This window comes from Denitrobacterium detoxificans, assembly GCF_015062615.1.
GTDB classification, from domain to species: Bacteria; Actinomycetota; Coriobacteriia; order Coriobacteriales; family Eggerthellaceae; genus Denitrobacterium; species Denitrobacterium detoxificans_A.
The window spans coordinates 245,373-260,921 of the sequence record NZ_SUUH01000003.1 but is presented as its reverse complement, the minus strand read 5'-3'; the positions used below and the strand labels follow the sequence as shown (position 1 = coordinate 260,921).

Sequence of the window (15,549 nt, the reverse complement as noted above, 5' to 3'; positions counted from 1 at the left end):
CGCCGCCGCCGGACGGGCCCTCTGGGCCCTCGGAAGCAACTCCCCGCTGCAAATGCAGCTTGTGCATAGTACCTCCCCCGTGGGTGCCGTTCAAGCGGATTCGGAAGGCTTCACAAACCACCCACAGACAGGGGCTCATGTTGTGTTTTCACGTGTGCAAAGCACTATTTTCACCCTATATAACAAGAGGACCGAACACGTAAGCCCGGTCCCCCGTATTGCAATGAGCGTATGCGCTATACCAGCTTCACGAAATGACGCTTGCCAACCTGAATGACGGAGCCTTCCAGCTTCGCCGGCTCTACGTTGTAAGCCTTAGCGGGCAGTGCCTCGCCGTTGATCTTCACGCCGCCACCGTCGATAAGGCGACGGGCCTCGCCCGCGCTCTTTGCCAGACCGGCATCTGCCAGCAACTTGGCCAGGTATACCAGACCTTCGTCGTTAGGCGTAAGGTCGGCGGCAAACTCGGGGACATCCTCGGGGATGGCATGCTGCTTGAAGACGCGATCGAACTCAGCCTCGGCGGCAACCGCGGCCTCTTCGCCGTGGTAAGCGGCAACGATATTGCGAGCCAGTGCGCGCTTTACCTTGTTGGGATGCAGCGAATCGGAAGCAAGACCCGCCTCAATTTCGTCAATCTCGTCGACGCTAGCGGTGGAGGCCAGGCGATAGTACTTCACGATCATCTCGTCGGGGATGCTCATGACCTTGCCAAACATATCGGGAGCCTCGTCGGTGAGGCCAATGTAGTTGCCATAGCTCTTCGACATCTTGCGTACGCCGTCGGTGCCCTCGAGCAACGGAAGCGTAAGGCAGACCTGCGGCTCCATGCCCATCTTCTCCATAAGCTCGCGGCCGGCAAGCAAATTGAACAGCTGGTCGGTACCGCCAAGTTCAACGTCGGCCTTGATGACCACCGAGTCGTACGCCTGCATGATCGGGTACAGGAACTCGTGCACGCCAATGGACAGGTTGTTGGTGTAACGCTTGTGGAAGTCGTCGCGCTCGAGAATGCGTGCAACCGTGAACTGGCCCGTTACCTTCAGGATGTCCTCGAGGTTCATTTTCAGGAGCCAGTCGGCGTTGTGAACCAGGGTAGTCTTCTCGGGATCGAGAATCTTGAACGCCTGATCGATGTACGTCTGGGCATTGGCGGCCACCTGCTCGGGCGTGAGCTGCGGACGCGTGCTGTTCCTGCCAGACGGATCGCCGATGAGCGCCGTGCCGTCACCGATGATGAGCGTAACGCGGTGGCCCAGATCCTGGAACGTACGGAGCTTACGCAGCGGAACGGCATGACCAATGTGAATGTCGGGAGCAGTCGGGTCGACGCCCAGCTTCACGTTCAAGGGCACCCCACGCTTCAGCTTTTCGAGAAGCAGGTCGGAGGGCACGATTTCGGCCACGCCAGATTGAATGATTCGTAGTTGTTCTTCCGCAGGTAGCATCAAATAGCCTTTCACTTATATGTAGCGATGCATTGTAGCATAGTTAGGAAATGCCCCGGAACAGATGCCCCGAGGTGGTATCGGATGTCTTCCCCACCGCATTGCCGCTCTTCAGGGCAATATCGCGAGCGCGTACGGCACGGGCCGTCGCCTTGGTGGTCTCTTCGACGTTCATCATCGTGGCATCGACCATGAAGGCGCCCACGCCAGCTGCGATGAGGTCGGGTGCGACATGCAGGATATCGAGGGGAACCGCATTGTACAGATGGCTGCGACCCGTGCAGTCGGTGACGACGGGCATCTCGTAGCCCTTGCGATCCTTCAGGTAATGCGGGCTCTTACGACGCGGGCATACCGAGCAATCGCGATTACACGGGCCCTGGCTCATGAGCATGCAGTGTTCGGTAACCATGAGCTCGGTTGCTCCGCTTACGAACAAGCCCAGCTCAACATCGGTTTCGTCGCCAATCTGCTGAATCTGCCCCAGCGTGAGCTCGGGAGAGAGCCACACGCGTTCGGCGCCCATCTGCGCAAGCGCCATGGCCGACAGCGGGTTGGATACGGGAACGTGCGGGCCAACCTCGACCTGCGCACCCATTTCGCGAGCGCGCACGAGCTGGCTGAGGTTCTCGACGAACACGGGCTTGTCGGCCTTCACGTATTTCCAAGCGTCGAAGCCCAGGCGCTCTTCACGCGTGCCGGGCAGCGGATCGTGATCGACCACGGGAAGCGCGATGATGGCCTGCTTGGGATAGCCCGTCTGCGCAACGGTGCCCGAAATCTGGCCAGCCACCAGGGATTCTCCGCGCTTGTAATTGAGAGCGGGAACGTAGATGGCATCGGCGCCGGCGCGTTTGGCGGCACGAGCGCATGCGGCATTCGTAGCCCACACGGCCACCTGGCAGGAATTGCGACGCGGGCGGCGCGGAACCGGAGGCTTCGCGGGAGCGCGGTGAAGCGTACGAGCGCGATAGTCGGCAAGCAGCGCTTCCTCGAGCTGCTCGGCAGCGGCGGCACGAAGCTTGTGAATCTGCGAGAAGCCCATGCCCACGCCCTCATCGAGCTGGATTTCCAGGTTCTGAAGCGCGAAGGGCGTATTGCCAAAACGGTCGATATGGTCGCGTACATCCTCTTCGAGCAGGGCCTTCGTGCGAGCGGGCTCTGCAACGGGACCTTGCGCGCACACCGATGCACCCGACGGCGCGGTAAGCGTAAGCGAAATGGGCTGGCCAAGCTGAATGACCGCCGAACCCGAAACGGCAACCTTCGGCTCGAAGGGCACGTCTACGAACTGGGCTTCCGCACTGCGCACGCGAAAGACGCGATCGCCCTTGCCAACACGACGGTCGAGCGCGAAACGCACGCCGCCACGCACCGCTTCGATGCCGGAAACGGTATGCGCGAAATGGCCGCGATTGGTCCAGAATTCGAGCACGTCGCCCTCATGCAGGGTTTCCTCGGGATCGACGGCAACCCAGCCGTCTCCCACGGAAGACACGCGGCCAATGAAGACGCCGCGATTGTTGGGGCGACCATAGCTCATCATCTCATTATCATCTTCGCCCATGAGGTAGCCCTCGGTGAAGCCACGGCTGAACGCTTCCTCCAGCACGCGCATCTCTTCGGGAGTCGCACGCAATTCGCCGGGGATGACGTCGTCATCGCTTGCAGCCTGACCGCTTTCGACCCAGGCAAGCACGCGGTCGAGCACGGCGCGATAGACGCCCACCACGGCGGAAACGTATTCGGGCGACTTCATACGACCCTCGATCTTCAAGGAGGAAACGCCGCAAAGTGCCAGTTCCGGAAGGCGATTCACCAGACACAGGTCCTTCGGGGAGAGCAGATGCTCGCCCGGGGAAGGAAGGTCCTTGCGAACCGCGCGATTATGCAGTTCGTACGGCAGGCGACACGCCTGAGCGCACATGCCGCGATTGGCCGAGCGTCCGCCGATCATGGAGGACATGAGGCACTGCCCCGAGTAGCACACGCAAAGCGCGCCATGGGCGAAGATCTCGACCTCGAGATTGCGCGCCGCAGCTTCGGCACAGATGTTCACCACTTCGGAAAGGGCCATTTCGCGCGCAAGCGTCACGCGGGACGCGCCCAGCGAAACGGCAGCATCGAGGCCGGCAACGTTATGCGTGTTCATCTGGGTCGAAATATGAATCTCGGCTTCGGGGAGCGTGCGATGCACCTCGGCGGCCAAACCCACGTCCTGCATGATGAAGCCATCGACGCCACGACGATACGCCTGGCGAACCAGCTCGAGCGCCGCTTCGCGCTCGCCTGGAAGGATGACGGTGTTCACCGTAAGGTAGATGCGACGGCCGCGCACATGCGCGTAGTCGCATGCCTCGGCAATCGACTCCAACGTGAAATTATCAGCACCCCTACGGGCGTTGAAACGATCGGCCCCCAGATATACGGCATCTGCCCCCGCGCGGATAGCCGCGTGGAGGCAGACCATGTTACCTGCAGGAGCAAGAAGCTCGAGCGTATTATTCATGAGATTCGGAATCTTCCCCATTGCTAATAGAAACGATCTTGTCATCAGCGGACTTCAGCTTGTCCATGGCTTCGTTGTACGCCGACTGGACGCTGGAAAGACGTTCGTCGTACGTTGCGGAATCGACCGTGCCATTGGCGACGTCGGTGTAGAGCGAAACATAGGACGCAAGCGCATCGTCGAGCGAGCACAGCGCGTCGACGTAGAGGTCCTTCGCCGGCTGCAGCTTCGACGTGCAATCGGTGTTCTTCACGCTTTCGATGACCTTGTCCACCGACGTGAGCTGGGCCTGCATGGTTACGGCATCCTGCTTCGCCACCGCATCCTGAAATGCCGTGAGATCTTCCTGGATTTCGGTAACCTGCTGATTGAGCGTAGCCATGTACTGGCGGTTCTGCTCGGCTTCGCTGGTGGTGCCGGTAGTCGATTGCGCTACGCAGCCGGTTACCACCAGCGCGCAGGCAACGGCGCAAGCAGCAGCCGCCATGCGAATAGAGCGAGATACACGATTCATGTTATTCCTTACCTTATGCATTATTCCGATGAGTCACCGGAACTCGAAGAGCTTCCGGTACCCGATTGTGAACTATCGCTCGAAGAGCCCGAAGACGAACCATTCGATGTTGACGAACCATTACTCGATGACGAGCTGCTAGAACTCGACGAGCTCGAACGCGAGGAACTGCTCGAGGAGCTCGTCGTGGAGTTCGTGGTCGTAGAGGTCGACGAGCTGGAATTCGACGACTTCTCGTCATCGCTGCTGGTAGTGGAGCTAGACGTAGTACCCAGCGCCTCCTTCTCGTCAGACGTGAGCGTGCGGTACTTCGGGTCGCTTGCGCTGTTCATGACGAACTTCTCGGTATCGCTCTTCGAAATGAGCTGGTTCAGGAACGAGCTGAAGACGCTCGTAGCGCTGTACGACGAGCTCATCTGGCGCTCCTCGCGCGCGCCCAGCCAAATGGCCACAGAGTACTGGGGCGTAATGCCGCAGAACCAGCTATCGCGCCAATTCTGGCTGGTACCCGTCTTGCCGGCAACCGTCTGCCCCGAGGACAGCGCGGCTGCGGTACCGGTACCATTCGTGACGACGCCCTCCATGACCTGTTCCGTGGCGTGGGCCACTTCCTCGGAAATGACGCGCGTGCCCGTGGTGTCGGCCTGGAAGATAATGTCACCGTCGGAATCGACGATCTTCTCGATGGCCACGGCATCGCGCTTGATGCCGCCCGACGCAATGGTGGCGTACGCGCCAGCCATTTCGCGCACGGTAACGCCCTGGGAACCCAGCGTGATGGAGGGAACCGTTTCGAGATCGGTTTCGATGCCCAGGCGCGTGGCCATTTCGGCAACCTTATCGGGGCCGAGCATGACGCACAGGCGCGCAAAACCCGTATTGGCCGAGATGGCGAAGGCGCTTTCGATCGAGCGCGTGCCGTACGAGGCGCCGTCGTAGTTTTCAACCGTCCAGTTATCGAGCGTAATCGGCGACGAGCAGTTCACGTACGTATCGGGATCGATGCCGTTTTCGATGGCCGCCGCGAGCGTGAATGTCTTGAACGCGGAACCAGGCTGTCTCGTACTTTGCGTAGCCAGATTGTATTCGTTCTCGTTGTAGTCTTTGCCGCCTACCAAGGCTTTGATGAATCCCGTGTCGGGGTCGACCGCCACCAAAGCGACTTCCAAGTCGTCGTCGACGGCCTCTTCCTTTTCGGCACACGCGGCTTCGGCCGCTTCCTGTGCCGTTACGTCGAGCGTGGTGTATACCGTAAGGCCACCCTTGAACACCTCGGCCTCGGAATAATCTTCCAGAAGCGTCTGGCGCACGTAGCTCGTGAAGTACGGATACGCGTAAATGCCGTCATCGGATTCGTCTTCCGAAACATTCAGGCCAAGCGGCTCGTTTACCGCCTCATCGTATTGCTCCTGCGTAATGTAGCCATTCGTGAGCATGCGGTTGAGCACCGTATTGCGGCGCGAGAGCGCATTGTCGGGGTAGTTGATGGGGTTGTTGTACGTAGGCGACTGGGGAATGCCCACGAGCAAGGCCGCCTGGGCAAGCGTAAGCTCGCTCGCACTGACGGAGAAGTACTTCTTGGCGGCGGCTTCGATGCCGTAAGCGCCCGAACCATAGTTGACGGTATTCAGGTACATAAGGAGGATGTCGTCCTTCGAATACATCTCCTCGAGCTTCAAGGCAATGTAGGCCTCGCGGACCTTACGCTTGATGGTCTGCTCGCTTGCCTCGTCGGCAAGCACCGTATTGCGGACGAACTGCTGGGTAAGCGTAGATGCGCCTTCGGTGGAGCCACCGAACAGGTTGTTCGCCAATGCGCGGCCGATGCCCAGAATGTCGACGCCGCTATGTTCGTAAAAGCGCACGTCCTCGGTGGCAACCGTGCCGTTGCGTACGAACTCGCTGATGTCGTCTAGGCTGCTAACCGGCTCGCGATTCTCCACGTAGAACTCGGCGAGCAGCGTCGTTCCATCGGACGCGTACACGCGCGTTTTCTGGGAATAGTTATACGCCGAGGAATCGGCATAATCGGGAAGGTCTTCCAGCCACGATTCAGCTGCGGTGTATACCGCGATTCCGCCGACCACGACAAGCGCGAAGAGCGCGCAGAGAATGAACAGAAGCGGTGCGTATCGGCGTTTGTTCCTCGTACCGAGGCGTTTTTTCATTGCACGTGAGCCCATGTAACCTCCTGGTAAGCTGGCGCTATTCTACCATCTGCGTTTAGACGCACGCCAAAGTACACAAGTAAACGTCAAGAGATACACGATGGGCGCCCCGCGAACATGTCGCAAGACGCCCCATACATGACGTGAATATGCTCGTGCCTCTACCCCAGAAGCGCAGCGTCGCGATCCATGGTTTCTTGCACTGCCTGCATCTGCACGGCAACGGCCTGGGGAGACGTACCGCCTTCGGCAGTGCGGGCACGCACGATGCTGGGCAGATCGAGCTGCTCGGTGATGTCGGCCTCGAACAGGTCGCATTCGGCCTTGAAGTCGCTAAGCGAAAGGTCGTCGAGCTGGCAGCCACGCTTCTCGCACAGCAGAACCAAGTGGCCTACCACGGCATGGGCTTCGCGGAACGGAAGGCCCTTCTTCGCCAGGTAGTCGGCCACGTCGGTGGCAGCCATATGGCCCTTGCGCGCGGATTCCATCATGGCGTCGGGGTGAATCTGCATCGTCTCGATCATGCCGCACATGCAGCGCATGGAATCGCACACCGTTTCGAATGCGTCGATGGCGCCTTCCTTGTCTTCCTGCATATCCTTGTTGTACGCCAGGGGCAGGCCCTTCATGACCATGAGCAGCGACATAAGATCGCCCACTACGCGGCCCGACTTGCCGCGGATGAGCTCCGCGAAATCGGGGTTCTTCTTCTGCGGCATGATGGAGGAGCCCGTGGAGTAGGAATCGGACAGCGTAATGAAGCCGAACTCCTGCGTGGACCACAGGATGATCTCCTCGGCCAGGCGCGACAGGTGAATCATGGTGACGCTGCAGGCATACTGCAGGTCGAGCAGGAAGTCGCGATTCGAAACGGCATCAAGCGAGTTGGGCGTGACCTGCGAGAAGCCAAGCTCCTGCGCCGTCATGCGACGGTCGAGCGGATACGTGGTTCCCGCCAGCGCCGCCGAACCCAGCGGGTTCACGTCGGCAGCCTGAAGAGCCGCGGCGATGCGGCCGAAATCGCGCTGGAACATCCAATAGTACGCAAGCATGTGATGAGCGAACAGCACGGGCTGAGCATGCTGCATATGCGTATAGCCAGGCATAACGACTTCCGGATGCGCCTTCGCCTGATTCACGAGCGCCTGACGCAGGGCCAGGTTGCCCTGCATAAGCTGCACGCAGAAGTCCTTCACGAGAAGACGGGTGTCGGTAATGGTCTGGTCGTTGCGGCTGCGGCCCGTATGCAGGCGCGCGCCCGCGCTGCCAATGCGGCGCGTGAGCTCGCCTTCGATTGCCATGTGGATATCCTCGTCGTTGATGTCGAACACGAACGTGCCCGCCTCGATGTCGGCAAGAATGCCCGCCAATCCGGCGTCAATTTCCTGGGCGTCCTGAGCGCTGATGACGCCCGTTGCCGCGAGCATCTTCGCATGGGCTCGGCTGCCCGCGATGTCCTGCGCGTACATGCGCTTATCGACGGGAAGCGACGCGCCAAAACGTTGCGTGAAATCGTCGACGCCTTCTTCGAATCTGCCTGACCAGAGTGCCATGAAACTACCTTTTCTCGTTATTCGACCTACGGGGCGGCGGCGAGTTTGCGGGCCGCCGCACCACGAGCGAGGGCGCCAGGGGCGCAACCGCTCATACGCAAGACGAAATGATTAATCCTCGTCGATGATATGGGGCTGGCAAACGCTCGTGGAATCGTTCAGCGCGCCCATTTTAGCCCTATTGGCAGCCCAGTTGCGCGCGGACAGACCGTTGATTTCGAGGAAGCCAGCAGCAGCCTTGTGGTTGAACGTGTCGCCCTCGGAATAGGTGGCCAGAGAGGGGTTGTACAGCGAGTACTCGCTCTTGCGGCCAACCACGGTGCAATTGCCCTTGTAGAACTTCAGCTTCACGGTACCCGTCACGCACTGCTGCGTGTTCGCCATGAACGCGTCGATAGCCTGCTTGAGCGGGCCAAACCACTCGCCGTAGTACACCGAAACCGCCCACTTCTGCTCGAGGTCGAGCTTGGCGTGCAGCACTTCGCGCTCGAGGCAGAGGTCTTCCAGGCCCTTATGAGCCATGATGAGTGCCAGAGCTGCCGGGCACTCGTACACTTCCCTGCTCTTCAGGCCCACGAGCCTGTTCTCAACCATGTCGATGCGGCCATAGCCATTCCGACCGGCGATTTCGTTCATGTCCATGACGATGTCCCTCATGGACATCTTCTTGCCGTTGATGGCTACGGGAACACCCTGCTCGAAGTCGATGTCCACATACTCAGGAGCATCGGGGGCATCCTGCGGGTCGACCGTCATGGTGTAGATGTCCGCAGGGGGCTCAGCCCAAGGATCTTCCAGGATGCCGCATTCGATGGCGCGACCGAACAGGTTATCGTCGATGGAATACGGAGAGGCCTTGGTGGTGGGAACTTCCACGCCATGAGCGGCAGCCCATTCCATTTCCTGCGGCCTGGTGTTGAACTCCCAGTCCCTTACCGGAGCGAGGATGGTAAGCGTGGGGTCGAGCATAGCGATACTGTTCTCGAAGCGCACCTGGTCGTTGCCCTTGCCCGTGCAACCATGGGCCACGTACTTGGCGCCATACGTATGGGCAGCCTGCACCAGATACTTGGCAATAGCAGGCCTGGACAGGGCGGAGAGCAGCGGATACTTGTTCTCGTACATGGCGTTCGCCGCAATGGCCTTCGTAAGGAAGTTGTCGGCGAAATCGTCCCGCATGTCTGCGACGATGCAGTCGATAGCGCCCATGCGCAGGGCCTTCGCCTTCACCTTTTCTAGGCCGTCATGCTCCTGGCCAACTTCGCCCACAACAGCGATGACGTCGAGGTTCATGGCAACCTGAAGCCACTTGATGCAGCAGGAGGTGTCGAGGCCACCCGAGTACGCGAGAATAACTTTTTCCTTGGTCATGACAATCAATCCTTTCGCAGCTTTCGCTGCATATATTCATTTTTTTGAATACGATTTGAATGCTACCTGGGTATACGGGTAGCTAAAGTGCATAGAAGGCAGCGATATGCCTATGGCTATACAGGGGATGGAGGCGGGCTTTCAGCCCAAACAGAAGTAGACGACTAACGTCGTCGGAGACCGTCGAGCTCGGCCTTGATGTTCAGAGCATCTTCGGGCGTACGAGCTGCGATCATGATGGTGTTGTCGCCGGCAACGGTGCCGAGCGAACCATTGAGGCCAGCGTTATCGATGGCGCCAGCGACGCCTGCAGCGCCACCCGGGAAGGTGCGCACGATAACCAGATAACCAGCCGTGTAGACTTCTTCTACCAGTTCAACAACCATGTGCTGAAGACGCATGTCTTCGGGGAGAACGTAGAAGCCTTCCTTGGACTTAAGCAGTTCCATATCGGTGATGTCGCGGGAGATGGTAGCCTGCGTGCAGTCATGACCAGCTTCCTGGAGCTTTTCAGCCAAGTCGCGCTGCGTACGAATGTTATTATCGCGAACGATTTCGCGAATAACCTCGTGCCTTTGAGTGCGCTTCTTCATGACTTCCTAATTCACCTAAAATGAAAATTTACGTTGCCCATATCCAAAAATACTAAGCATGTTGCGCTTAAGTATGCATAAAACACGACTTCAAACGCAACATGCACGTACTTTAGCAGAAAACAGTGACCCTAGCCACAAATCTGCATAATCACGCCTAGTTTTTCCACAAGCGTGTCTATTTCCTGCTCTGAGCACACCAAGGGAGGCAGGAAGCGAAGGGTGTGCGGACCCGTTGCGTTCAGGAGCAAGCCCTGGGCAAGACCGCGCTGAACCACCGCGGGAGCCTCGAGCGGCTGGGCGATGTCGCAAGCGACCATGAGGCCCCTACCCCGCACCTGCGTAACGGCGGGCAGCTGCGCCAGGCGCTCCTTCAGATAAGCGCCCATGCGAGGCACGGTTTCCGTGAACTCGCCAGCGGCAAGCTCGCTCAGCGTGGCACAAGCCGCAGCGATGGCCAGGTTGCTGCCGCCAAACGTGGAGCCGTGATCGCCAGGGTTGAACGCATCGGCCACCTGGGCGCGCGCGGCGCATGCCCCCATGGGGAAGCCGTCGGCAATGCCCTTGGCAATGGACACGATGTCGGGCTGGATGCCCATCTGCTGGAACGCGAACGGCGTGCCCGTACGATAGACGCCCGTCTGCACTTCATCGGCAATCATGAGCGCGCCCACTTCATGGCACAGCTCCTGCGCAAGCTGCAAGTATTCAGGCTCGCAGGGATGCACGCCGCTCTCGCCCTGAATGGGCTCGAACATGAACGCGCAGATTTCGGAGCCCAGCTGGCTGAACATGTCACGCAGAGCCTGGGTGTCGTTGGGCTTCACGTGCACGAAACCACCGGGCAGGGGCTGGAAGCTCTCCTGCTTGGCGGGCTGGGCGGTAGCGGCCAGCGTTTCCATGGTGCGGCCATGGAAGCTGCCGTCGAGCGTGACGATGGTGGTGCCGCCATTGCCCTTCACGCGGGCGTAGAGACGCGCGAGCTTCATCATGCACTCGTTCGCTTCGGCGCCCGAGTTCGCGAAGAACGTCTTCCACTGCTCGGCGGATGCACTTTCGCCAGCGGGCACGTAGTTCAGCGCTTCGGAAAGGAGCTTGGCCACTTCCCCACGCTTTTCGATGTAGTAGTAATTGCTCACGTGCATGAGCTTGCCAGCCTGTTCCTGTACGGCGGCGACCACCGCAGGATGACAATGCCCCAAGCTACATACGCCAATGCCGCCAATGAAGTCGAGGCAATCGTGGCCGGCGTCGTCTGAAACGTGCATGCCCCGGCCTTCCACCAGGCAGACGGGCTTGCGGGCGAACGTACCCATCACGTATTCGGACTCAAGCTGCTTCTGTTCCTCCAGAGACATGGATTCCTCCTTGGATTGCGTTACTGATTGACCGAAAGCTTGGAAGCGAACGCGCCCAGCGGATGCATTTCCCGTTCGTAGCTTTCCTCGGTTCCGTGAATGACCGTGCCCACGCCCGTATTGGTAAGCAGCTCGAGCAGGAGCGCGTGAGGCGTTTTGCCGTTGATGACGTGCGCGCGCATGACGCCCGCATCGAGCGCATCGATGCAGCTCTTCAGCTTGGGAATCATGCCCGTATCGATAGAGCCGCTCTGAACCATCGCACGCGCCTCGTCGCGCGTCATGTTGGAGATGAGCGAATCGCGATTCGGATAGTCGTAGTACACGCCATCAACGTCGGTGAGGGCGATGAACTTATGCGCCCCGATGGCACCAGCAATAGCGCCAGCCGCCACGTCAGCATTGATGTTGTAATAGCCGCCGTCGAGCCCCTGGGCCACGCCAGCCACCACGGGAATGTAGTCCTTTTCGATGAGCGCATTCAGGTATTCCACGTTCACCTGCACGATTTCGCCCACGCGGCCATACTCCGGCGCAAGCTGGCGGGCGACAATGGTGCCGCCGTCGCCACCGGACACGCCCACGGCCAGGTTGCCATGTTCGTTCAGATCGCGCACGAGGTTCTGATTGACCTCGCCCACGAGCACCATGCGCACGACGTCCATGGCCTCGGGCGAGGTGACGCGCAGGCCATCTTTGAACTCGACGGGAAACGCGTAGCGCTCAAACGCCTTGTTGATGGCCTTGCCACCGCCATGCACGAGCACGGGGTTCAGGCCGATGATCTTCAGCAAGACGATGTCGCTCATGACCTTCGCGCGAAGCTCGGGGTCTTCCATAGCGCTGCCGCCGTACTTGATGACCACGGTCTTACCCGTGGCTTCCTTAATCCAGGGAAGCGCCTCGGCTAGCGTTTCCGCATCGGAGTGCAGATTGGCACGCAGCTGAGTGTCCTTCGCAAACTTCATGAGCGGTAATCTCCGTTGATCGTAATGTATTCGTGCGTGAAATCGCAGGTCCAGACCGTGGTAGAGGCATCGCCTGCGCCCAGGTTCACATCGATGACGATTTCGGGCTCCTCGAAGCGCGCAAGCGCCTCTTCCTCGCTGAACTTCACGGGAAGGCCCGCCTGGCACACCGGCATGCCCATGATGGAGATGCAAACGTCTTCCTGGCGGAACGCGGCATGCGTCTTGCCCGCAGCCGCCGCAATGCGCCCCCAGTTGGCATCGTGCCCATAGATGGCCGTCTTCACTAGGGGCGAATTGGCGATGGAGCGAGCGACCTCGTCGGCGTCGGCGTCGTTCGCCGCGCCGGAAACGTTCACCGTGACCAGCTTGGAAGCGCCTTCGCCATCGCGGGCCATATCACGTGCAAGCCACGTGCACACGGCGAGCAAGGCGCTGCGGAACTCGGAGATCGCCTGCGAGTCTTGGGCGAATTCGGCCATGGCATGGGGAGCCGCCTTGCCGCTGGCAAGCAGCAGGCACGTGTCGTTGGTAGACGTGTCGGAGTCGACGGTTACCTTGTTGAACGTCTGGTTCACCACGTCGAGCAGAACCTGATGGGCAACGGGGCCCGACAAGGGAGCGTCGGTGGTGATGCACGAAATCATGGTAGCCATGTTCGGCATGATCATGCCCGAGCCCTTCGCCATGCCGCCCACGGTGAACGTGACGCCCTGGAGCCCCGGAGCGGAGCTTACGTAGCTGACCGCGTATTCCTTAGGATGCGTATCGGTGGTCATGATGGCACGAGCGGCATCATGGCCCGATTGAGCGGACGCCGATGCGCTTTCATGCAGATGAGCCGCGTAATTCTTGTACGGTTCCATGGGAAGCTGAACGCCAATGACGCCCGTGGAGGCAACGAGCACGTCGTCTTCGGCGCAGCCGACCGCACCCGCCACGATGCGCGCCGACTTGCGTGCTCGACGCAGGCCCTCGGGGCCGGTGGCGGCATTGGCGATGCCGGAGTTGATGACGACGGCACGCGCCATGCCATACCCGCGGTTGCCCAAACGAGCCTTGCACACCTGAACGGGGGCCGAGCAGAACACGTTCTTCGTGAACGTGCCAGCCACGACGCACAGTTCGTCGGCTTCCAGCAGGGCAACATCGTAGCGCTGCGGATTCTTGCGGAAGCCCGCATGCAAGCCCGCCGCGCGGAAGCCCGCGGCGCTTACCACGCTTCCATCTTCGATAGTGGTTAGTTCGATACAATCCATGATTTGCTCCTACACGGGAAGGGCCATAGACGAAAGGCCCTCGCCCTCCGGCAGCCCGAATACGATGTTTGCGCACTGAATGGCCTGGTCGGCAGCGCCCTTGCCCAAATTGTCGATTGCGCACGTAACAACCAGGCTGCGCGTTTCCGCACGATAGCCCATGCCGATATGCGCATTGTTCGTGCCCACAACGCTGCTGGTATGAGGTTGGTCGCCCAGGGGCAGCACAGTTACGAACTGGCTGGATGCGTAGAAATCGGCATACAGCTGGTACGCCGCCTGAAGCGTGAAGTCGCTCGTGCCCGCGGCGACCTGCATGCTGACCGTGGACAGGATGCCGCGGTTCATGGGCACCAGATGCGGAACGAACATGACGCGTTGCGGAGTCGAGAGAATCTGCTCGATTTCGGGCGTATGGCGATGCGTTCCCACGCCGTATGCCTCCGCGCCCTCGTTGGCATGGCAGAAATGCGTGCGGGACGAGGGCTTCTTGCCCGCACCCGTGACGCCCGAGACGGCATGAACGTTGATGACGCCCTCGATGATGCCTGCGTGCACCGCGGGGAACGCGGCGAGCGAGCTAGCCGTGGGATAGCAACCCGCGCATGCGACCAGTGCGGCCTTGCCCTGCGCGTGAAGCTGGGCAGCCTGTTGCAGCTCGGCCGCTGCCAGCTCGGGCAAGCCAAAGGCAGCCTGGGCAAGCAGCTCCGTTGACGTATGGGGCACGCCGTACCACTTCTCGTAGAGGGCGGGATCTTTCAGGCGATAGTCGGCGGAAAGATCGATGACCGTAACGCCCGCGGCAATAAGGCGCGGCGTGACCGCAAGCGAAGCCGTATGCGGAACGGCAAGAAACGCCACGTCGAGCCCCTCGAGAGCAGGGTCGTCGTGACGGGAGAACGCAATGTCGGTAACTCCCGCGAATGCTGTGTACACGCTTGCAAGCGACTGCCCCGCATCGGAATCACTCGTTATAATGCTGAGTTCGAATGAAGGATGCTCGATGATTCGTCGGACGAGTTCGACCCCCGCGAACCCCGCTGCGCCAACTACGCCAGCTTTAAAAACCATTCTTGAACCTCCTTCATTATGCAAGATTTTTATATATTTGCACTGTTTTATGCAGTGTGGGGAATATAGCACAAAGTCCGAGAGTGTTTTTCGTCGCCACGGAGTATTCACCGAGTATGCGCAAAGGACGGGACAAGGTACCCATTGTGCGTAAAGTACGCTAGACTTAGCCACCATGCGGGAACGAAACCCGCACCCCAGACAGAAAGGATGCCCCATGAGCAACGAGGGCAAGCGCGTTAAAGTGCATTACGTCGGCACGCTCGACGATGGTACCGAATTCGACTCCAGCGTAAAGCGTGGCGAACCCATTGAGTTCACGTGCATGGCTGGCCAGATGATCCCCGGTTTCGACGCCGCCGTGAAGGACATGGAAAAGGACGAGACCAAGACGGTTCACATCCCCGCTGACCAGGCCTATGGCGAACGCGACGAGCAGCTGGTGCAGAAGGTCCCAGCCGACCAGATCCCCAACGCCGACCAGCTTCCCGTTGGCCAGACCGTGTACATGCAGGGCCCTGGCGGCCAGCCCTTCCCCGTGAAGGTCGTTTCCATGGAAGATGGCATCGTGACGTTCGATATGAACCACGAGCTCGCCGGCCAGGCGCTGAACTTCGAGATCACCCTGGTGGAGATCTGCGACTAGGCGCTAACGAGCCACGCAAACAAACGGGGCGGCACGCCCCATGCAAGGCGCTAGAAACCCCAGCGCCTTTTCTATGCCTAACGCAAAACGC

The 15,549-nt window shown here is 59.9% G+C and carries 12 protein-coding genes; 1 reads left to right on the top strand and 11 read right to left on the bottom strand.

Going from position 1 to position 15,549, the window contains the following annotated elements:
- Window positions 1-236: 236 nt before the first annotated feature.
- The 11 genes from tyrS to argC form a co-directional block, all read right to left on the bottom strand.
- Complete coding sequence (gene tyrS, locus E7002_RS06285; protein ID WP_303728006.1) at window positions 237-1,448, bottom strand: tyrosine--tRNA ligase; 1,212 nt, start codon at window positions 1,446-1,448, stop codon at window positions 237-239.
- A 43-nt stretch (window positions 1,449-1,491) separates the two neighbouring features.
- The gene (locus tag E7002_RS06280) at window positions 1,492-3,957 is read right to left on the bottom strand and encodes a U32 family peptidase (RefSeq protein WP_303728005.1); all 2,466 of its coding nucleotides are present in this window, start codon (window positions 3,955-3,957) and stop codon (window positions 1,492-1,494) included.
- Complete coding sequence (locus E7002_RS06275) at window positions 3,950-4,471, bottom strand: hypothetical protein (protein ID WP_303728004.1); 522 nt, start codon at window positions 4,469-4,471, stop codon at window positions 3,950-3,952. Before E7002_RS06275 ends, E7002_RS06280 begins: the two co-directional genes overlap by 8 nt.
- A 20-nt stretch (window positions 4,472-4,491) precedes the next feature.
- Window positions 4,492-6,639 carry a transglycosylase domain-containing protein gene (locus E7002_RS06270; protein WP_303728003.1) on the bottom strand — a complete coding sequence of 716 codons (2,148 nt, stop codon included), beginning with the start codon at window positions 6,637-6,639 and terminating at the stop codon, window positions 4,492-4,494.
- A 161-nt stretch (window positions 6,640-6,800) separates the two neighbouring features.
- Window positions 6,801-8,192, bottom strand: a complete 1,392-nt coding sequence (argH, locus tag E7002_RS06265; RefSeq protein WP_303728002.1) for an argininosuccinate lyase — start codon at window positions 8,190-8,192, stop codon at window positions 6,801-6,803.
- Between the two features lie 111 nt (window positions 8,193-8,303).
- Window positions 8,304-9,563 (bottom strand): argininosuccinate synthase, encoded by a 1,260-nt coding sequence (locus E7002_RS06260; RefSeq protein WP_303728001.1) that lies wholly within the window; start codon window positions 9,561-9,563, stop codon window positions 8,304-8,306.
- Window positions 9,564-9,727: 164 nt separating this feature from the next.
- Complete coding sequence (locus tag E7002_RS06255) at window positions 9,728-10,156, bottom strand: arginine repressor (protein ID WP_066660696.1); 429 nt, start codon at window positions 10,154-10,156, stop codon at window positions 9,728-9,730.
- A 131-nt stretch (window positions 10,157-10,287) separates the two neighbouring features.
- Complete coding sequence (locus E7002_RS06250; RefSeq protein WP_303728000.1) at window positions 10,288-11,514, bottom strand: aspartate aminotransferase family protein; 1,227 nt, start codon at window positions 11,512-11,514, stop codon at window positions 10,288-10,290.
- A gap of 20 nt (window positions 11,515-11,534) precedes the next feature.
- The gene (gene argB / locus E7002_RS06245; RefSeq protein WP_303727999.1) at window positions 11,535-12,482 is read right to left on the bottom strand and encodes an acetylglutamate kinase; all 948 of its coding nucleotides are present in this window, start codon (window positions 12,480-12,482) and stop codon (window positions 11,535-11,537) included.
- A complete protein-coding gene (argJ, locus tag E7002_RS06240) occupies window positions 12,479-13,741 on the bottom strand; it encodes a bifunctional glutamate N-acetyltransferase/amino-acid acetyltransferase ArgJ (RefSeq protein ID WP_303727998.1) in 1,263 nt (420 codons plus the stop codon). The genes argB and argJ overlap by 4 nt, the downstream gene beginning before the upstream one ends.
- Before the next feature lie 9 nt (window positions 13,742-13,750).
- Window positions 13,751-14,812, bottom strand: coding sequence for an N-acetyl-gamma-glutamyl-phosphate reductase (gene argC, locus E7002_RS06235; RefSeq protein WP_303727997.1), 1,062 nt, complete (start codon window positions 14,810-14,812; stop codon window positions 13,751-13,753).
- 175 nt (window positions 14,813-14,987) lie between these two features.
- Here argC and E7002_RS06230 point away from each other — a divergent pair, with 175 nt between their 5' ends.
- Window positions 14,988-15,458 (top strand): peptidylprolyl isomerase, encoded by a 471-nt coding sequence (locus tag E7002_RS06230; protein ID WP_256210073.1) that lies wholly within the window; start codon window positions 14,988-14,990, stop codon window positions 15,456-15,458.
- The last annotated feature ends 91 nt before the right edge of the window (window positions 15,459-15,549 follow it).